At 42.4% G+C, this 21799-nt stretch carries 12 protein-coding genes and 1 tRNA gene; 9 read left to right on the top strand and 4 right to left on the bottom strand.

Annotation, left to right across the window (positions count from 1 at the left end):
- On the top strand, positions 1-2151 hold a 2151-nt coding region (locus AB5935_RS20165), incomplete at its 5' end, for an outer membrane beta-barrel protein (protein WP_368327537.1).
- 65 nt (positions 2152-2216) lie between these two features.
- Here the strand turns inward: AB5935_RS20165 and carB are convergent.
- Positions 2217-5438 carry a carbamoyl-phosphate synthase (glutamine-hydrolyzing) large subunit gene (carB, locus tag AB5935_RS20170; RefSeq protein ID WP_038611563.1) on the bottom strand — a complete coding sequence of 1074 codons (3222 nt, stop codon included), beginning with the start codon at positions 5436-5438 and terminating at the stop codon, positions 2217-2219.
- 254 nt (positions 5439-5692) lie between these two features.
- Positions 5693-6484: a hypothetical protein gene (locus AB5935_RS20175; RefSeq protein ID WP_007843632.1), complete on the bottom strand. Its 792-nt coding sequence runs from the start codon at positions 6482-6484 to the stop codon at positions 5693-5695.
- 103 nt (positions 6485-6587) lie between these two features.
- Here AB5935_RS20175 and trpS point away from each other — a divergent pair, with 103 nt between their 5' ends.
- From trpS to AB5935_RS20190, 3 genes are all read left to right on the top strand, one after another.
- Positions 6588-7682 carry a tryptophan--tRNA ligase gene (trpS, locus tag AB5935_RS20180; RefSeq protein ID WP_007830886.1) on the top strand — a complete coding sequence of 365 codons (1095 nt, stop codon included), beginning with the start codon at positions 6588-6590 and terminating at the stop codon, positions 7680-7682.
- Positions 7683-7895: 213 nt separating this feature from the next.
- A tRNA-Val gene (locus AB5935_RS20185) sits at positions 7896-7973 on the top strand.
- 67 nt (positions 7974-8040) lie between these two features.
- Positions 8041-8691, top strand: coding sequence for a response regulator transcription factor (locus tag AB5935_RS20190; RefSeq protein WP_007843630.1), 651 nt, complete (start codon positions 8041-8043; stop codon positions 8689-8691).
- Here AB5935_RS20190 and mnmA read toward each other — a convergent pair.
- Together mnmA and cysK are read right to left on the bottom strand one after the other, a co-directional pair.
- Positions 8688-9752: a tRNA 2-thiouridine(34) synthase MnmA gene (gene mnmA, locus AB5935_RS20195; RefSeq protein ID WP_007855572.1), complete on the bottom strand. Its 1065-nt coding sequence runs from the start codon at positions 9750-9752 to the stop codon at positions 8688-8690. The two genes, AB5935_RS20190 and mnmA, sit on opposite strands and share 4 nt — an antisense overlap.
- 9 nt (positions 9753-9761) lie before the next feature.
- A complete protein-coding gene (gene cysK / locus AB5935_RS20200; protein ID WP_007830889.1) occupies positions 9762-10709 on the bottom strand; it encodes a cysteine synthase A in 948 nt (315 codons plus the stop codon).
- Positions 10710-10854: 145 nt separating this feature from the next.
- On the opposite strand from cysK, the gene AB5935_RS20205 reads away from it, so the two are divergent.
- The 5 genes from AB5935_RS20205 (at position 10855) to AB5935_RS20225 (ending at position 21714) form a co-directional block, all read left to right on the top strand.
- Positions 10855-11793 carry an endonuclease/exonuclease/phosphatase family protein gene (locus tag AB5935_RS20205; protein ID WP_038611560.1) on the top strand — a complete coding sequence of 313 codons (939 nt, stop codon included), beginning with the start codon at positions 10855-10857 and terminating at the stop codon, positions 11791-11793.
- 22 nt (positions 11794-11815) lie between these two features.
- A complete protein-coding gene (locus tag AB5935_RS20210) occupies positions 11816-14272 on the top strand; it encodes a PQQ-binding-like beta-propeller repeat protein (protein WP_038611557.1) in 2457 nt (818 codons plus the stop codon).
- 200 nt (positions 14273-14472) lie between these two features.
- Positions 14473-15777 carry a DEAD/DEAH box helicase gene (locus AB5935_RS20215; RefSeq protein ID WP_007830893.1) on the top strand — a complete coding sequence of 435 codons (1305 nt, stop codon included), beginning with the start codon at positions 14473-14475 and terminating at the stop codon, positions 15775-15777.
- A 664-nt stretch (positions 15778-16441) separates the two neighbouring features.
- Positions 16442-19678 carry a SusC/RagA family TonB-linked outer membrane protein gene (locus AB5935_RS20220; RefSeq protein WP_120053560.1) on the top strand — a complete coding sequence of 1079 codons (3237 nt, stop codon included), beginning with the start codon at positions 16442-16444 and terminating at the stop codon, positions 19676-19678.
- A gap of 20 nt (positions 19679-19698) precedes the next feature.
- On the top strand, positions 19699-21714 hold the full coding sequence (locus AB5935_RS20225; protein ID WP_007830896.1) for a RagB/SusD family nutrient uptake outer membrane protein: 2016 nt from the start codon (positions 19699-19701) through the stop codon (positions 21712-21714).
- Positions 21715-21799 lie beyond the last annotated feature (85 nt).

Below are 21799 nucleotides of genomic sequence, written 5' to 3' on the forward strand. Positions count from 1 at the left end.
GTATACGAGCAGCAGTCGGATAAAGAGCAAATGACAGGGGTGTCAGATGGTAAGAAGAAAACGGTGATGGATGTGAAGACCAAGAAGGATTTGACAGATGGATTAATGGGGGACGTTTCAGCTTTGAAAGGTTCGGGGGATATGTATGGAGCGAAAATGAGTTTGAATAAATTTGTCGGAAAATGGCGGATGTCCTTGTATGGTGATTTAGGAAAACTCCCCAGATATGGTAATTTTATCAGTGATATGGCCGATAATCCTGCTCAAATGAAGGATATTGGTTTTAGCTTGGGAACGGAAATAAAGAAGCTCAACCTCAATGTCAGTGCTTCATATAATAATAATAAAAGCGCGGATGAATCGCGAAGCCAGTCAGAAGAATATCTGCCTAACGGTAGCCAATATGCCTATAATAATGGCTTGAGTACGGGTAGGAATAGTTCTTTTTGGGAGAATATATATATGACGGGAAGTTTGAGTGACCGGACGGAAATTAATTTCAGGCATAACATCAATCATAGCCGGTTAAATTCGGTATCAGAAAATATTTCGGCGACTTTCAGTACCAATCCTTTGGACTATGTTTCAGAGCCTTGGAGGGACGATGCAATGATTCCTCCTGAGTTCAGGATAAATAAAAATACGGGAAATTCTCAAAATAAGACGAACAATCTGATGATAGGCAATAATCTTTTGATCACTCATAAATTGAATGATATCGGTCGGAAACTCTCCATAGAGTTAAGAAATGATTATAGTAATCAGGCGAGTGGTAATTATCAGCAATCGTCTATTACTTATTATCAATTGAAGAATGACCTGGGGGCAGATTCGGTTTTATATAGAAATCAATACCGGGAGTCACCTGCCAGAAATTTATTATTGGCGGGGGAGGTCAGCTATACGGAGCCAATAGGAAAACAAATGCTTCAGGTTTATTATCGGCATGAGTATCAACGGCAGAGTAATAATGCGGTTACGTACAATTTGGATGAGGATGCTTTGTGGGGAAGTCTTCCATCTGGTTATGAGGCAGGAAGGGTGGATAGTTTAAGTGATTATACTCGTAATGATCTTCATTCCAATGAATTCGGACTGCGTACCACACTTAATTGGAGAAAAGTGAGGTTGAATATCCGGTTTGGGCTGTCGCCTCAGAAGTCTACGACGAAAAGCAACAGGGGAAAAGTGAAGATAGATACGACCATTACCGTGTTGAACATAGTGCCCGAACTGCATTTTGATTATGATTTGGGCAATAACCATAATATGAGTGTGTATTATAGCGGATACACCCGGCAGCCTTCCATTTATGATTTGTTGTCTGTGCCTGATTATACTAATCCTCTGAACATAACAATGGGGAATCCGGGGCTGAAACCCGCTTTCGGGCAAAGTATATCTGTGAATTACAGAGGAGGAAATATGGAAAAGCAGGAAATGTTATATTGTGGTTTGAGATATAATAATACGATAAATGATATAAGCCGGAAAAGAACCTATGATGAGAAGAGTGGGGTATATACCAGTCGGCCCGAGAATATAAATGGTAATTGGGGCATTGGCGGGAATATATATTATACGAATAAATTATTCAAGAAAATTTTCGCTCGTCTTGCTACTAATGCAAATTATAACCGGAGGGTTTCGTATGTGCAGATAATGGGAGAAGCCAATGAGAATGATCGTAACACCTCCCAAATGCTCTACTTGATGCAGGACGTGGAGTTTGCCTATAAATTGGAAGAGCATGAGTTTAAGATAAATGGAGCAATCACTTATCAGCAAGCCGATAACAGTTATACAAACAATTCGGATTACAGGACGTATGATTTTTATTATGGCGCGGAGTGTCGACTGAAGTTACCTCTCAACTTGAATCTTTATACCGTTGTGAGAAGTATGAATCGCAGGGGATATAAGGATGAGGCCTCCAATACGACGCAGTGGCTTTGGAACAGTGAGCTGACTTACAGTTTTCTGAAAGGGAAAAGAGGGTTACTTAAATTTCAGGTTGTTGATATTCTGCAACAACGGGATTTTGTCAATCGTTGGATGAATGATACCGGACAGGGAGAAACTTGGACTTGGGGATTGGGACGTTATGCAATGGCTACTTTTACTTATCGTTTTAATGATCTTTCCCGTTAGGAGATAAAAAAGGAGCTGATTCAAGAAAAACGAATCAGCTCCTTTTTGAATATCCCTAAGAAAGATTATTTGTAATCTTGCCAGCTCTTTATCTGAATATCCTTTTCACTCATTTCACAGAATGCTTCAATGAAAGCACTTGCCAAACGGGCGTTGGTAATCAAAGGAATATTGTGGTCGATTGCTCCACGACGAATTTTGTAACCATTAGTCAGCTCACGTTTGGTATGGTTTTTCGGAATGTTGACTATCAGGTCGAATTTATGTTCGGCAATCATCTTCATGACATTGTTTTCTGCATCGGGCTTTTCATCCGGCCAGTAAACCGGTGTGGTATTTACTCCGTGTGCATTCAAGAAAGTTGCGGTTCCGGCAGTTGCATAGATCTCATATCCTTTTTCTGCCAGCATACGGCTTGCTTCCAGCAAATCTACTTTGGATTTGGTGGCACCTGACGAGAACATGACAGATTTTGTAGGAATCTTGAAACCTACAGCAATCATAGAGTTCAGCAAAGCTTCATGGAAGTCATCACCGATACAACCCACTTCACCTGTTGAAGACATATCTACGCCCAATACAGGGTCTGCCTTGTGCAGACGGGAGAAAGAGAACTGGGAAGCTTTAACACCGATCCAGTCAATATCGAATGCCGACTTATCCGGTTGGCTGTATGGAGCACCCAACATGATGCGGGTTGCGGTTTCAATGAAGTTGCGTTTCAATACTTTGGAAACAAACGGGAATGAACGTGATGCGCGCAGGTTGCATTCAATCACTTTCACTTCATTATTCTTAGCCAAGAACTGCATGTTGAACGGACCGGAAATGTTTAATTCTTTAGCGATACGGCGACCAATCTTCTTGATACGGCGAGCTGTTTCGAAATAAATCTTCTGAGCCGGGAATACTAATGTGGCATCACCTGAATGGACACCTGCATATTCAATGTGTTCGGAGATGGCATATTCCACTATTTCACCGTTTTGGGCTACAGCGTCGAATTCTATTTCTTTAGTATCTTGCATGAATTGTGATACGACTACCGGATATTCTTTAGAAACTTCTTTAGCCATCTGTAAGAATTCCTTCAGTTCATCTTCGTTATAGCATACGTTCATGGCAGCGCCCGAGAGCACATAGGAAGGACGGACCAATACCGGGTAACCTACTTTGTTTACAAATTCTTCCATGTCTTCCAGGCTGGTCAATTCTTTCCATGCCGGTTGGTCAATACCCAGCTGGTCAAGCATGGCCGAGAATTTATGACGGTTTTCCGCACGGTCGATAGAAAGCGGAGAAGTTCCCAATACAGGTACCGACTGACGGTGAAGCTTCATCGCCAAGTTATTAGGTATTTGTCCACCTACTGATACAATGACACCACCCGGTTGCTCCAGATCAATCACGTCAAGTACACGTTCAAATGAAAGCTCGTCAAAATACAGACGGTCGCACATATCATAGTCGGTAGAAACTGTTTCGGGGTTATAGTTAATCATGATGGATTTGTAACCCAACTTGCGTGCGGTTTGGACAGCGTTTACAGAGCACCAGTCGAATTCTACGGATGAACCGATACGGTAAGCGCCTGAACCTAATACAACTACCGATTTTTCGTTCTTATAATAATTGACGTCATAACCCGTAGTAGCGTATGTCATATATAGGTAATTGGTTAATTCGGGATGTTCAGATGCGACGGTATTGATACGCTTGACAGCCGGAAGGATATTCAAAGCTTTACGACGGGCACGTACAGCCAAGTTCTCCTTTTCCATATTGCCACTGGCTTTTAATACGAAGCGTGCAATCTGGAAGTCGGAGAAGCCTAATACTTTAGCCTGGCGAAGCACATCTTCAGGTAGATCCTCGATCTTATTATAAGTCGAAAGTTTGACCTTATAGTCAACGATGTTTTTTAACTTACTTAGGAACCACGAGTCGATTTTGGTCAGTTCGTGGATGCGTTCAATACTGTATCCTTCTTCCAATGCAGAGGCGATGGAGAAAATACGGAGGTCTGTCGGGTTGGCCAGTTCCTCATCCAGGTTTTCAAATTTAGTATGGTCATTTCCTACGAAACCATGCATACCCTGACCTATCATACGAAGACCTTTCTGAATGATTTCTTCGAAAGAGCGGCCTATAGACATGATTTCACCCACAGACTTCATGCTGGAGCCAATCTGGCGTGATACACCTGCGAATTTAGTCAAGTCCCAACGGGGAATTTTACAAATCAAGTAATCCAACTGGGGAGCTTCGTAGGCTGAGTTGGGAGTACCCTTTTCGCCAATCTGGTCTAGTGTGTAGCCTAAAGCGATTTTAGCGGCAACGAATGCCAGAGGGAATCCGGTTGCTTTAGAAGCCAAGGCAGAAGAACGGCTCAGGCGTGCATTTACTTCGATAACACGGTAGTCATTTGTTTCTGCATTGAAAGCATACTGGATATTACATTCACCCACAATACCCAAGTGACGGATACATTTTGTAGATAAATCTTGCAACATTGTTACTTGTTCTTCTGTCAGAGAGCAAGTGGGGGCCACCACGATAGATTCGCCGGTATGGATTCCCAGTGGGTCGAAGTTTTCCATGCTTGCCACTGTAAAACAATGGTCGTTGGCATCGCGGATTACTTCAAATTCTATTTCTTTCCAACCTTTCAATGACTCTTCAACCAGGATCTGTTTAGAGAATGCGAATGAACTTTCAGCCAGTTTGATGAAAGCTTCTTCATCCGGACAGATGCCGCTGCCTAAACCACCTAGTGCGTAAGCAGAGCGTACCATAACCGGATAACCGATTTCGCGGGCAGCTTTCAGAGCCTCTTCCATACTTTCCACAGCGTGGCTCTTCGGGGTTTTCATCGGAATTTCATCCAGCTTCTTTACGAATAAATCACGGTCTTCAGTGTACATGATGGCTTCTACCGAAGTACCCAGTACTTCTACACCATATTTCTTCAGTGTACCGTTCAGGTAAAGTTCAGTGCCGCAGTTCAATGCAGTTTGTCCACCGAATGCCAATAAAATACCGTCCGGTTGTTCTTTCTTGATAATTTCTTCAACAAAGAAGGGAGTGACAGGAAGAAAATAAACCTTGTCGGCTATGCCTTCCGAAGTCTGGATAGTCGCGATGTTAGGATTTACCAACACCGAATGAATGCCTTCTTCGCGCAATGCTTTCAGCGCTTGTGAACCTGAGTAGTCAAACTCTCCTGCCTGGCCTATCTTGAGGGCACCCGAACCCAATACCAGGACTTTCTTTAAATCCTTTTTCATTGAAAGTTTCTTTTATTATAATAGTTGTTTTAATGTCGCTAAATATTAAAAAAAAATGCGTCCATCCTCGTACGAGGACTAACGCATTTGTTCGTATGTCTATATTATCTTTGTTCCTGTAGGATACATAGCATTACTAAATTTTGTGCAAAGTAACGACTTATTTCCAAGATAACAAAATAAATCAAGATCTTTGTCAACACAAATTAAAATAAAAGTCTGAAATCCTCTCCGAATGTTCTGTTTCTGTATATTTATTCGGATACTTCTGTATCATCGGCATACGCAAAGCGGAATGAATATCCTATATTTTTCGATCCGCCCATCAGGGTCATATCTTTTAGTCTTCCATCCTGCCGGAAACTATAGTCGTATATATAATAAGTGTCTTCCAGAATATTGGAGCTTCTTTTTCCTAGAATTTCGGCCATCTGTCCGAAAGTGTTCATTACGGTGGTATAGTTTTCGCGGTCATCAATCCATTGTGCCAGTGTGTTCAAGTCCAGACTATAATCATTGGCGATATTGGAAACTTTGTAATCACTGTTGTAAGTTCCTCTCGGAGTAGTGGTTATGGAAGATAAATTTCCGCTTTCCCAATTGTACTCCAATACGGTTCCATTGTTATTGCAGCTTTTCAGATAACCTTCATTATCATAAGAATAGGTTACCGGGCTTTCCCGGTTGGAGAATTTGCATACATAACTTCTGCCGTTTTCCAACGAGGTGCTTATTTCTACCAAAGGAGAATTTTCCGTAGAGTAAGTATAACTGACTTCAGAGTTCTCTTTGTACGTGTAATTTACTGCCGCTAACGGTGAACTGCTGTAAATGCGGGTCAGTCGTTTGTTGTTGTCGTAAGTGAGGCTTATCATTCCCTGATAAGTGATAACATCCGAAATTTTATGTACTTTAATTCCAGTAATCATCCGTGAAGGCTCCGGTACGGGAATACTTTTATCGTCATCATCGGAACATGCGGCAAAGAACAAGCTTGCTACAGAAATAAATAGAACTAGTTTAATGCTCTGTCTTAGTTTATTCATAGAAACAATTATTATATGTGAAATAGCGATTCAAAGTTAAGTGTTTGTGTCAGAATATTCCTATCTTTGCGTAATTTTTAATATAAGATAATATTTAAGAGATATGGGAAAAGAAAAAATCATATTGACCGGCGACCGTCCTACAGGAAGATTGCATATCGGTCATTACGTAGGTTCGTTGAAACGCAGAGTTGAGCTTCAGAATTCCGGATTGTATGACAAGACTTTTATTTTCATTGCCGACGCACAGGCATTAACCGATAATATAGAAAATCCCGAGAAGGTACGCCAGAATGTGATTGAGGTAGCGCTTGACTATATGGCTGTCGGTTTGGACCCGATGAAATCTACTATCTTTATCCAGTCTCAGATTCCCGAATTGTGCGAATTGACTTTCTATTATATGGATTTGGTTACCGTTTCACGTCTGCAACGTAATCCGACGGTGAAAACCGAAATCCAGATGCGTAACTTTGAAACTAGCATCCCGGTGGGATTTTTTACTTATCCTATCAGTCAGGCTGCCGATATTACCGCTTTCAAGGCGACTACTGTTCCGGTAGGTGAGGACCAGGAGCCAATGATCGAGCAGACTCGTGAGATAGTACGCCGTTTCAATTATATTTATGGTGACACGTTGGTAGAACCTGAAATCCTGTTGCCGGACAATGCGGCTTGTCTTCGTTTGCCGGGCACAGACGGAAAGGCAAAGATGAGCAAGTCGTTAGGGAACTGCATCTATCTGTCCGATACGGCTGATGAAGTGGAAAAGAAGGTGAAGAGTATGTACACTGACCCGACTCATTTGAAAGTCTCTGATCCGGGTAAATTGGAAGGAAATACCGTATTCACTTATTTGGACGCTTTCTGCAAACCCGAGCATTTCGGTCGTTATTTGCCGGATTATCCTAACTTGGATGAACTGAAGGCGCATTACACCCGTGGTGGATTGGGAGATATGAAGGTGAAAAAGTTCCTGGCCGCTATAATGCAAGAGGAATTGACTCCTATCCGCGAGCGTCGTAAAGAGTTTGAAAAGGATATTCCGGCTATTTACGAAATGTTACGTAAGGGTTGTGAGACAGCTCGTGCTACAGCGGCTGCTACATTGGATGATGTGCGAAAAGCGATGAAGATTAACTATTTTGATGATGTGGAACTGATTGCTGAACAGGCAAAGCGTTTCGGCCAAGAATAAAATAAATTTCGATATAAAGGGGGAACTATATATAATAAGGTATAGTTCCCCTTTTTGTTTTACTTAATTCATAAATTAAATGATGATTATATATTCTGTATATCAGTGATTTAAGTGTTATGGTGAAAAATAAATGAAAAATTAGTATGCATAAAATTTGCAGTTATCAGAAATAGCCGTATCTTTGCAACGCTTTTAAAACAAGAAGCTACCGGGCGTTTAGCTCAGCTGGTTCAGAGCATCTGCCTTACAAGCAGAGGGTCGGCGGTTCGAATCCGTCAACGCCCACCAATAGAATGAAGCCTTGCACACAATGATGCAAGGCTTTTTTTATATTAATAAGCTCCGTTTAGTATGTATGGTCATGAAAACATTGCTACTTGTCGATAACCAGGACATTACCCGTGAAGGTATGAAAGCTGTGGCCGGTCGGGTGGGAGGTTTTACCGTGATAAAGGAAGCGGGCAGTCAGAAAGAGCTTACCCGACTTTTGATTGATCATCCCAATGCCGTTGTCGTATTGGACTATACATTGTTTGATACTTCAGCTGAATACTTGCTTATTTTGCAAGAACGGTTTAAAGAAGCGCATTTCATTCTGTTCAGTGATAGTTTAAGTGAGGATTTTATCCGGCGTATGGTTTTTGGCGGAACTTCATTCAGTGTGGTGATGAAAGATGCGCCGATGATAGAGATAGAGGAAGGGCTGCGGAAGGCGGAGCAACGTTTGCAATACATTTGTACACGCATTGCCTGGCAATTGCAGCATAAAGAAGAAAAGAAAGAAAAACGGGGCTCATCGCTTACGGTTACTGAGTGTGAAATATTGAAACTGATGGCATTGGGTAAAACAACGAAAGAGATTGCGGCTGAGCGTTTCCTTAGTGTATATACGGTGATGACCCACCGCAAAAACATCTTTCGTAAATTAGAAGTCAATAACGTGTACGAAGCGACAAAATATGCACTTCGTGCGGGGATTGTGGATGCGGTGGAATATTACATTTAGGGTAAAGTGATTTCGCCACTTCCCACACAAATTTCCGCATCTTTGTCATACAGCACGCCGAACTGTCCGGGGGCAATGCCCTGCAAAGGTTCGTGGCTGTGGATTTGGAACAGACCATTTCCCCGGGTCAGTGTTCCTTTCATGAAAGTATCGGTATGCCGAATTTTGAAGGAGACGTCTACAGGTGAATCTCCTTCCCATAAGTCCTCTGTGATGAAATGGAAATCGTGTAAGGCAAAGTCCGTACCGTATTGCTTTTCGGTATCATATCCGCGTGAAACATAAATAATGTTCTCATCTATATCTTTGCGGATGACAAACCACGGTCCTCCACTCAGCCCCAGTCCTTTGCGCTGTCCTATGGTATGAAACCAATATCCTTTGTGAGTGCCAATCCGCTTTCCTGTTTCCATTTCAATGATGGCTCCTTCTTTCTCACCCAAGAAACGGCGAAGGAAATCATTATAATTGATTTTTCCAAGAAAGCAGATACCTTGGCTGTCCTTGCGTTGAGCACTGGGTAATTTGGCGACACGGGCAATATCTCTGACTTCATTCTTCATCAGACCGCCTAAAGGAAACATCAGTTTTGAAACTTGCAGATAATCTATTTGTGCCAGAAAATCCGTTTGGTCCTTGACGGGATCTTGTGCGGTTCCCAGCCATATTTTTCCATCTTTTTCAAGGATACTGGCATAATGGCCGGTGGCTGTTTTGTCATACAGATGTCCCACCTCCTGCTCGAAGCATCCGAATTTGATGAGCTTGTTACACATCACATCCGGGTTGGGGGTAAGTCCATGCTTCACTTTATCGATGGCGTATGCCACCACATTGTCCCAGTACTGCCGGTGCAGGTCGATGATATTCAGGTTCAAACCATATTTGCGGGCAGTGGCGGTACATAGTTCGATATCCTCTTCTGCGGTGCAGGTCAGGTCTTCATCGCCATCCATTCCGATTTTTATATAGAAAAGGTCCGGTTTATATCCTTGTTTACAAAGGAGGTGTACGACAACTGCGCTGTCTACACCTCCTGAAATTAATGCAGCTATATTCATTTTGTTTTATTATAACGGATATTCTTCAAAAGCATAAAGTACAGTAGACAAGTAGCGTTCTCCCGTATCGGGTAAGAGGACTACAATTTGTTTCCCCTCATTTTCTGGCAATTTAGCCAGCTCCAAAGCGGCATAAGCTGCTGCTCCCGAAGATATTCCAACCAATAACCCTTCTGTCAGAGAAAGTTCGCGTCCTGTGCGGATGGCGTCATCATCTTTCACCCGGATTATTTTGTCTACCAATTTTCCATTGTAGGTATGGGGGATAAATCCTGCTCCAATACCTTGTATCTTGTGCAGCCCCGGATTTCCACCCGAAAGGACGGGGGAGTTATCCGGCTCTACAGCCACAATCTGTATATGGGGATTCTGTTTTTTTAATCCTTCCGCTACTCCGCTTAAAGTGCCGCCTGTGCCTACTCCGGCAACAAATATATCTACCTTTCCGTCCGTGTCATTCCATATTTCCTGCGCGGTGGTACGTACATGGGCGGCAGGATTTGCCGGATTCTCGAATTGTCCCAGAATGACAGCTCCCGGAGTCTGTTCACGCAGTTCTTCCGCTTTTTCTATGGCTCCTTTCATACCTTTTGCACCTTCGGTCAGTACTAATTGCGCTCCCATAGCTTTCAGCAGGTTCTGGCGTTCCTTGCTCATGGTTTCGGGCATTGTCAATATGGCTTTGTAACCTTTCACACTGGCAACCCATGCCAATCCTACGCCGGTGTTGCCGCTGGTTGGTTCAATGATAACGGCTCCGGGTTTCAAGATGCCTTTTGTTTCCGCATCCTCTATCATTGCCAGGGCAATGCGGTCTTTTACACTTCCGCCGGGATTGAAATATTCCAGTTTGGCAACTACTTGTGCTTTCGCGTCGTGTTTTCGGCTGAGGCGTGACAGCTCCAACAGAGGAGTTCCTCCGATGAGCTCAGTCAATTCTTTTTTAATTCTTGCCATAATCTTTTCATTTAGTGGATTCTAATGTTATAATGCAAAGATAGGGGGAGATGTTCATGATGACAATACCCTATTTATGGTATATTTTATAGTGTTGTCTCTTGAATAATTGTGTATCTTTGTCCGGAATTAACAAATCTAACCTATGATGAAAACAAGAAATCTTATTGGGATGATAGCCTTTTGCTTGTTTGCATTGGCAGCTTGTACCCCTTCAAAAGAGTCGGAAAAAACACTGACTGTTCTTTCATGGAATGTATGGCATGGCGGTCATTCAAAAACTTACCCCGAAAAGGGATGTAAGGGAACTATCGATATTCTGAAAAAAAGTGAGGCTGATGTGATCTTGATGGTTGAAACTTATGGAGCCGCTCCGATGGTAGCCGATTCATTGGGATATTCATACAATCTCATTTCTGATAATCTTTGTATTTATAGCCGCTATCCCATTATCCGGAAATATGCTTTTGCCGACAGCATAAGTACCTTTAATTTCGGCGGAGTGATGATAGATGTGAATGGGAAACCTGTCCGGGTGTTTGATACTTGGTTGCATTACCTCCCTGATATGCGTTTGGTACCGACAGATAAATCTGAGGAGGAAATATTGGCTTGGGAGATGGAGGGGACACGTGATGAGGAAATACATAGGATTTTGACTGTTCTTCGGCCTTTACTGGCAGAAACAGACAGTATCCCAATTATAATGGGAGGTGATTTTAATGTGCACTCTCATCTGGATTGGACGGAAGCGACCCGTAACTTGTACCATCATGGGGGTGCTGTGGTGGATTGGCCCGTTTCCATTGCTATGGAAGAGGCAGGATTTAAAGATAGCTTCCGTGAGATGAATCCCGATCCGGTGGCCAGTCCGGGAGTAACGTGGCTGGCAGATGCGGATTCGTTGGAAACCGAATGTCGTATGGACCGCATTGATTTCATTTATTATCAGGGGAAAACCATTCAAGCGATAGCGTCTGAGTGCTATGACAATAGCTTGGGTAAAACTTTTACTTTCAAAGGAGAAGACTTTTTCTATCCTTCAGATCATGGTTTTGTCCTCTCGAAATTCGAACTTAAATAAGAATTGATTAAAATAAATATTCATGAAAAAGACTTTTTTATTATCATGCCTGATGCTGGCGGCAATGCCCGTTATGGCTGCTTACACAGGTCGTGTATATGTAGATAAAAACAAGAATGGCATGTTTGACCCAGGTGAAAAAACATGGGCGGGCATCAAGGTTTCCGATGGCTTGAATGTGGTGGAAACGGCTGCCGACGGTAGTTTTACTTTACCCGGTCATGAACGTGAGCGTTTTATTTTCATTACTACTCCTTCGGGATATAAAACATTTAATCGTCATTATCATAAAATAGAAGAGAAACAGTCCGGTTATGATTTCTGCTTGATGCCTTATAGTGGACGGATTCGCAAGGATGGCTCTCACAAGTACATTCATATTGCTGATACTGAAATATTTAATACGGAAAACCATGAAGACTGGGTGAATAATGTGCGTGACTATGCCAGGAATGAACAGGCGGCTTTTATCATTCATACCGGGGATATCTGCTATGAAAAAGGCTTGAAGGCTCATATCAAACTGATGAATACGGAAAATATGGACTGTCCTGTCTTCTATTGCATCGGAAATCATGATTTGGTAAAGGGGAAGTATGGCGAAGAACTCTTTGAAAGCATTTACGGACCGGTATATTATTCTTTTGATGCAGGGAATGTGCACTATATTGTCACTCCGATGCCTGGAGGAGATCATGCTCCCGGTTATACCGCCGATGATGTCTGCCGTTGGTTGAAAAATGATTTGGCGCATATCCGCCCCGGAACTCCCGTTGTTGTTTTCAATCATGATTTACTGACCTACGAGGATGCTTTTATTTTTAAAAGCAAGAATGCGGGAAGCATTAATTTGAATGAACATAACCTGAAAGCGTGGGTATATGGTCATTGGCATATTAACTATATGAAAAAACAGGGAGATGTTTACAGTGTTTGTACTTCCTCATTGGATAAAGGAGGAATAGATCATTCCACTACCGCTTTTCGTGTGATGCACGTAGATAGTAAGGGAGATTTCACTTCCGAGCTCCGTTATACCTATTTGGACAAGAATATCTGTATCGCTTCGCCTGCCGGAGTGATGGCTTCGGGTGTTCTTCCGGTAGCTGTCAATGTGTATTCTTCCGTGTCACCGGTGAAAGAAGTGCTCTATACCTGTTTGGCCGACGGAAAACCTGTGCTGAAAAACAAGAGATTGCTGCAAAGCACTGACTGGTCATGGAACGGGGAGCTTCCTTTGTCTGATAAACACGTGGGCAAAGAACTTACTTTGCAGGTAACAGCTCGTTTTAATAACGGAGAGATAGCTAAGGCAGAAAGCAATTTTGTCTGCCGGACTGAAAAGGTGGCTCCTTTGTTTTCTGCTGATTGGGATAATCTGTTAGGCAATGCGAAACATTCCGCCCCCGCTTCCGGTCCATTGAATCTGCCTTTGCAACTGGCATGGACCCACAATGTCGGAGCTAATCTTTACATGACTTCCCCACTGATACACAAGGGAAAAATAATTGTAGCCTCTGTGGATGAAGATTTAAAAGGTGCGGGGCATGTATATGCTTTGAACGGGAAGGATGGTTCAACTCTTTGGAGTTACCCTGTTCGTAATTCCATTAAAAATTCCATTGCCATTGATGGTGATATCGTGTTTGCCCAAGATGCTCAAGGTTTTTTGTATGCCATTGATACCGAAACCGGCAAGTTATGTTGGGAAAAGCAATTGCCTGTAAATGGTTTACCAGCCCTCATCGACGGACTGGTGGCCGATGAAGGAATGGTTTATGCAGGAACAGGAAAGGGACTTTGTGCTTTTGAAGCCCGGACGGGCAAACAACTCTGGAGAAATGAAGGTTGGGGACAAGGAGAAGGGACTACGAGCACGCTGACTTTGGGGAATGGTTTGCTGATTGGTTCCGCACAGTGGAATGCACTTTATGGCAATGATGCCCAAACAGGTGAGAAACTTTGGGCGGCCAGTGACAACGGGTTGCGTAATCGGGGGGCATCTCCTGCCATGCATGGTGCTTTGTTGTATCTTATTTCGGATAAATCTTTCTTTATATTAGAGGCGGCTACCGGAGAAGTGATAGTTCGTAAGCCTTTGCCTTATAATGTGGATGTAACTTCTACTCCGTTGCTCACCGACAAAGAGATTATCTTTGGCTCTGCACAGAAAGGGCTGATAGCCTTGGACAGTGAAACATTGGAAGAAAAATGGACTTGTCCGGTGGGGGATGCTTTGGTTTATACCTGTCCCTATAGTCGTCAATCTTCCGCTACCATTGAAACCAGTGCGGTATGGGCGGGAGATATCGTTTATGTAGCTGCTTCGGACGGTACAGTGTATGGAATTAATAAAGAGAATGGAAAAGTGGTATGGAAACACGCTACTGGGGCTCCTGTTTTCGGGTCGGTAGCCTTATCGGGCAATGCGTTGGTGGTTTCGGACTTTGGTGGAAATGTTTATTTGTTCTGTAAGTAGAGTTACATTGATTACGATATAATATGGATGGTTATTGTGAAATATCTTCCTTTTGGGGCAGCCGTCCGATTAGTTAAGCAGGAACTATCTAGTTAAATAACCATAAAGTCTGCCCGGAAATACTTCCGGGCAGAATCATTACTGTACCTTTGTTCCCATAAAATATATACAGGCCGTGAGGCCTAATTTAATTATTTCACATGACATTTAAAGAATTAGATCTTATAGAGCCTATTTTGAAGGCTTTACAACAAACCGGCTATACAACGCCGACCCCCATTCAGGAACAAGCAATTCCTGTATTATTAAAAGGTAAAGATTTGCTGGGATGCGCCCAGACAGGAACAGGAAAAACAGCAGCGTTTGCTATCCCCCTCATACAACGGCTTTATCAATCAGACCATAAAAAAGGTATCAAAGCATTGATACTCACCCCGACGCGTGAGCTTGCTATACAGATAGGCGAGAACTTTGATCAATATGCTAAATATACCGGAGTGAAACATGCCGTTATTTTCGGCGGAGTGCCCCAAAAGGCGCAAGTTGATGCTTTGAAACGAGGCGTGCAGGTATTGATTGCCACTCCCGGACGTTTGCTTGACTTGCAGTCGCAAGGTTGTATTTCATTGAAGGGATTGGAGTATTTTGTATTGGATGAGGCAGACCGTATGCTCGATATGGGCTTCATACACGATATCAAAAAAGTATTGAAACTGATTCCTGCCCGGCGACAGACTTTGTTTTTCTCGGCTACCATGCCTTCTGAAATAGAGAAGCTGGCAGATTCCATGCTGACTAATCCGAAGAAGGTAGAGGTGACTCCTGTTTCGTCTACTGTTGATACTATTCAGCAAAGTGTTTATTTCGTAGAGAAGAAAGAGAAGAAGGACTTGCTGCTGCATTTGTTGAAGAATCCGGAGATAGAATCTGTATTGATTTTCACCCGTACCAAGCATGGGGCGGATAAATTGGCGAAGATATTGAATAAGAGTGAGATCGGGGCGGAAGCTATTCATGGAAACAAATCGCAGAACGCACGCCAAAGGGCGTTGACGAACTTCAAGGATCACACCACAAGAGTGTTGATAGCCACAGATATTGCAGCCAGAGGTATTGATGTGAACCAGCTTTCTCACGTTATCAACTATGAGTTGCCCAATATATCGGAAACTTATGTGCACCGCATCGGCCGTACCGGGCGTGCCGGACATGACGGAATAGCCATCTCTTTTTGTGAATCGGAAGAATTACCTTATTTAAAAGATATCCAAAAACTGATAGGACTACAGATTCCGGTTGTGAAAGACCATCCTTGGGTGACTGTGGAAGGAGTGAAAGCGCAGGCCGGTAAGACGGAAGAACTGAAGGAAAAAGCAAAAGCCAATAAGGCATACCGGGGCAGTAAGGGCAATGGTGATTATTGGCGTAGGAAGAAACAGGTTCAAAGCAGGCAAGGGCAAGGCAGGCAGAGTTCGGATAGAAAGGCTTCCGGCAGGCAAGGATAAAGAATGACTTGCCTGGGCTGTATTACAAAATAGCATGGACTTAAATGGATGTTTTTATACATTTCCATGAGTCCATGTTTTTTTTCGTTTTTATATGCTCCGGTTTAAGTTGCGATTTTTATTGTGTGGTTTTAATTATGTTCTTCTTATTTTTTGTTATTTCTTGCTCTTAAGAATAAACTTAATTTCAGTGATTTACGGGTTTATAGCAGCGAAGACTTCCATTTAGGTAAAAATAAAAGCTTTATATGTCCATAAAAATGAAGTATCTACCCTTTTTCTATAATCATTGGATTTATAAAATGTAATATCTTGATAATTAGAGATTATTGAGATATATGCAAAGTTCCATTAGAACTTATGCTTTTCGATAAAATTTAGATTAACGCTGCAAATATATAAAAAATGTTGTAGACGACAATTGAAATACTTATTTTTATTATAATCTTAATGAAATATATAAAATTACCTGTTATAAGATGCTGGGTATATGGAAAATATTTTATATATATGATTTTCAAAAATACACTCTAAATTGGTAGTAATAGTCTTTATACTAGACCTCAAGCACTTATTTTCAATAAGTAATAGTGAATGACGAAGTTCTAATGGTACTTGGTACTTTAAGAGTTTTTGCTTTTCTAAAACTTTTAAAAATCACTATATGATTAAGTATCTAAAGTCCGTGGGTGTTTTACTGTTCTTGTCAACAGTCTGTAATGGAACGGTTTACGCCAATCAAGAAGGAAGAAAAACAGACGTGAGAGTGACTCAGCAAAATGGTACTTGTACCGGAGTTGTAAAAGATGCTACAGGCGAAACGATTATCGGTGCATCTGTGGTAGTAAAAGGTTCCACGAATGGAACCATTACAGGGATTGATGGAGATTTCTCCCTGTCTAATGTGCCCAAAGGAAGCACGATTGTCATTTCATTCGTAGGGTATCAGACGCAGGAAATAAAGTGGACGGGAGTGCCATTGAATGTTATTTTGAGTGATGATACAAAAGTCTTGGATGAAGTGGTGGTAGTGGGATATGGAACGCAGAAAAAAGTGAATGTGACGGGTGCGGTAAGTATGGTCGGTTCGGATGTGATAGAGTCACGCCCTGTTGCCAACGTAAGTCAGGCATTACAAGGGGCGGTTCCCGGTTTGAATCTTTCTACCAGTTCAAGTGGGGGTGACCTTAATACCAGCATGAATATCAATATTCGTGGTACAGGTTCTATCGGCGACGGTTCTGTAGATAGTCCTTTGATTTTAATTGATGGTATAGAGGGAGATTTGAATTCTTTGAATCCTAATGATGTAGAAAGTGTGTCTGTTCTGAAAGATGCCGCTTCGGCTTCTATCTATGGTTCGCGTGCTGCATTTGGTGTAATCTTGGTTACGACTAAGAGTGGGAAGGCCGGTAAGGTGAAGGTTAATTACTCCGGCGATATTCGTTTCAGTACCGCGACACAGGTGCCCAAGATGGCTAATTCATTGCAATTTGCCACTTATTTCAATACTGCGAATATTAACGCTGGCGGTTCAAATATATTCAGCGATGAAACGATGGCGAATATCAAGAAGTATATGAATGGCGAATTCACAGACCCTAGCCAGCCGGAATATTGGGGAACAACAGCCAATGTGGAGAATGGGAAGTGGAACAACTATGGCTCGGCTTTTGCCAATACGGATTGGTTTGAGGAATTCTATAAAAAGAATGTGCCTTCTACACAGCATAATCTGAGTCTGAGTGGGGGAACTGAGAAGTTTAATTGGTCGGTCAGTGGAAGTTTCTTGCTACAGAATGGTCTGATTTCTCATGGGCACGACGAACTGGACCGTTATACGTTGAATAGTAAAATCGGAGCCGAACTGGCTTCATGGGCACGCCTGGATTACTCAACAAAATGGACACGCAAGGATTATGAGAAGCCTCAATATCTGACAGGGTTGTTCTTCCATAACATTGCACGCCGCTGGCCTTCTTGTCCGGTAGTCGATCCGAATGGAAACTGGATGGCAGAAATGGAGATTTATGAATTGGAAGACGGGGGGGTATATAAGGAGAACAACGATGAGTTCACCCAACAGTTAAAGTTTACCTTCACGCCGTTGAAAGGATGGAACATCTATGCTGAAGGTGCTCTGCGTCTTACCAATAATAAGACTACTCAAAACAAAATTCCTATTTATAATTATAATGTAGCCAATGAGCCGATGTTACGTGATTCTGGATACGGAACAGTGACTTATGTGTATGATAACCGCTACAAGCAAAACTATTATGCTGTAAATGTTTATACCGATTATTCTCACAGCTTTGGAAAACATAATGGAAAAGTTTTGTTGGGCTTGAACTATGAACGTTATAATCAAGACAATATGTGGGCAAGCGGTACAGACTTAACAACTGAAGATAAACCTTTCTTGAGCCAGACACAAAGTAACAAGAAGAATGGTGACGGTTATTGGAATCGGGCTACAGCAGGTTATTTCGGACGTTTCAATTATGATTATGACGGTAAGTATCTGGCGGAGTTTAATATTCGTTATGACGGTTCTTCACGTTTTCTAGCCGATAAGCGGTGGGCATGGTTCCCGTCGGTATCTTTGGGATGGAATATTGCCCGTGAGGAGTTCTTTGAGAAATTGAGTGAAACAGTTAATACGCTGAAACTTCGTGGTTCTTGGGGACAATTAGGTAACACTAGTTCCAATTATAACAGTTTCTGGGATTGGTATCCGTTCTATCAGCAGCAGGCCATCAGTTCTGCATCCAGCAACTGGCTGATTAATGGCGAAAAACAAAATACATCTTCCCTTCCCAGCATCGTTAATGCTATCATGACTTGGGAAACGGTGGAAACATGGGATTTCGGTTTTGATTTCGGCGCTTTTAATAATCGCCTGACCGGTACTTTTGATTGGTATAGTCGTACTACAAAAGACATGATTGGTCCGGCACCTATCTTGGGTTCTGTATTGGGTACTAATGCTCCCAAAACCAACAACTGTGATATGCGTACTTCGGGGTGGGAATTGGAAATCGGATGGCGTGATCAGATTAATGATTTCAAATATGGTGTTCGGTTCAATCTCTCGGATAATCGATCTAAAATTCTGACCTATCCATACGATGGGGAGTTTAGCAATCAAAGTATCGGAGGGTATTATAATGGCAAGTATTTAAATGAAATTTGGGGGTATGAAAGTGTCGGTCTGGCTTCTTCAAAAGTAGAAATGGACAATTGGCTGACAACCAATAAGCCCAACTGGGGAAGCAACTGGGGTGCAGGTGATGTGATGTATAAGGATTTGAATGGAGATGGCATTGTCAGTTCCGGTGCAAATACTTTGGACGATCACGGTGATTTGAAACGTATTGGTAATGCGACTCCTCGTTATCGTATCGGTTTGAACTTAGATGCGGCATACAAGGGATTTGATTTTTCTATTTTCTTTCAAGGAGTGTTGAAACGCGATTGGTTCTTCGGTGCCGGTGATGCATACTTTTGGGGAGCGCAAGGAAATATGTGGCAAAGCGCCTGCTTTGAAGATCATTTGGACTATTGGACGGAAAACAATACTGGTGCATATTATCCGAAACCTTATTTTGGCGGTATTCAGAAAAATCAGCAGACACAGACGCGTTATTTGCAAAGTGCCGCCTATCTCCGTTGCAAGAATATCCAGTTGGGGTATACTTTGCCGAAATCTCTGTTGTCACCGGCCGGAATCAGTAATTGCCGCATTTATCTGTCATGCGATAATTTATTCACTATCACTAGTCTGTCCGATATATTTGATCCCGAAGCTTTCGGAGGATATGGTGACGAAGGATGGGGCAGTGGTAAAACTTATCCGTTGCAACGTACTGTTTCTGTGGGTGTAAATCTTAGCTTTTAACTAATAAAAAGAAGAATATTATGAAAATAAATACAAAACACATCGGATTATGTCTTTTGTTGGGTGCTGCTATGAGTACCACCTCGTGTAACGATCTGCTCGACCTTGATCCTGTAAGCCAAATCACACCGGAGTCATTCTATACATCAGCCGATCAGCTGGCTACTTACTTGAATAATTATTATAGTTCCTATTTGGTTGCTCCCTATAGCGGAGAGATGTATCATACGCAGAGTTATAGTGATGGTATGGCACGTTCTGACGGTAATACCGATATCATGTTGGCTGGGTTGAACGGTAATACGACTCTTTTTGCCGATGACCATTGGGAAGTTTCTTCGGGAAAAGCCCTTCAGGGATACTATGGAGGGGTACGCGTTTACAATTATTTTTTAGATAAGGCAGTTACCGGTTATGAGAATGGAACGATTACCGGCGATGCGGAACTGATTAAGAACTATATCGGAGAGGGTTACTTCTTCCGTGCATTGTGTTATTTCCGAATGTTGGCCTATTATGGTGATTTACCCATAGTTACCAAGGTCTTGGAAGATAATGATGAGGTCATTGTAGAAAACAGTAAGCGTACTCCGCGTAATGAAGTGGCACGTTTCATATTGGAAGATTTGGACAAAGCTATTTCATATTTAGCAAGTCGAGGCAAGTTCAATGGTCAGCGTGTCAATAGAGAGGCGGCTTTGCTGTTTAAATCTAGAGTAGCCTTGTTTGAAGCCACTTTTGAAAAGTATCATAAAGGAAGCGGACGTGTACCGGGAGATAATAATTGGCCGGGAGCCAATATGCCTTATAACAGTGGAAAGAATTTCAGTATTGATAGTGAAGTGGATTTTTTCTTGACAGAAGCTATGAATGCTGCAAAACAGGTAGCCGATAATGCGCAACTGACTACCAATAATCATGTAATAGAACCTCAACCGGGTGTCATCACAGGTTGGAATGACTATTTTGAAATGTATAGTCAGCCTTCACTGGCTAATGTCCCCGAAGTCTTATTGTGGAAACAGTACAGCTTTAGCCTGAGTATCAGTCACGATGCAGCTTATCGTGTGAAGACTGGTTGTGCCGATGGATATACCCGTACCTTTGCAGAGTCTTTTCTGATGAAGAATGGATTACCCATTTATGCCAGCAATGACTATCAGGGTGATGTCAGCATTGATAATGTGAAAGCCGGTCGCGACGAACGTCTTCAGCTTTTTGTTTGGAGTGAGAGTACGCTGCTTGATTCTGATCCTAGTGCGCCTCAGTACAGTCAGCCATTCAAGAAACCCGGTATCGATAATTCAAATCAAGAAATACGTTGTATCACAGGGTATCAGCCACGTAAGTATTATACGTATGATTATACCCAGACTCCGAATGATGAGTTGCGCTGTACTAACGCATGCCCTGTTTTCCGTACAGCTGAGGCATTATTGAACTATATGGAAGCTTGTTATGAAAAGAATGGAACACTGGATGCTGATGCCAGAAAGTATTGGATGCAATTGCGTGAACGTGCCGGGGTGAGCACTGATATTGACGCTACAATTGCTGCTACCGATCTTTCCAAAGAAAAGGATTTCGGGGTGTATTCAGGGACTTCCATGGTGGATGTGACCTTGTATAATATTCGTCGCGAACGTATGAACGAGCTTTTCAGTGAAGGACAACGTTTTGCCGATTTGATTCGTTGGCGCTCCTTTGACCGTATGATAACTGCAAAGTGGATTCCTGAAGGAGTGAATTTTTGGGATAATCTTTATCTGTTGTATGATGCTGATATCAAGGCGGACGGGACATCGGATGCAGTTGTCTCTGGTAAAGAGCAAGGCAAGTATCTACGTCCTTACAGCCGTAATTTGGAGAGTTCCAACGAACTGCGTGATGGTTATAACTGGCATGAGGCATATTATTTGTATCCGATAGGAATCAGTGATATACGTACAGCTTCTGCTGACCGCGATATAAACAATAGCAATATATATCAGAATATAAATTGGCCCACTACGGCAGGCGGACATGCTGAAAAATAATTTTTTTCATCCTCAAATCCGCAACTAAGCCCTTGAACGTCCTTATTGCGTTTACACGTCCTCTCATTACTGAATTTGCAGATAA

Source organism: Phocaeicola sp. RTP21198st1_B8_RTP21198_201120 (genome assembly GCF_040929485.1).
Taxonomy (GTDB): domain Bacteria; phylum Bacteroidota; class Bacteroidia; order Bacteroidales; family Bacteroidaceae; genus Phocaeicola; species Phocaeicola dorei.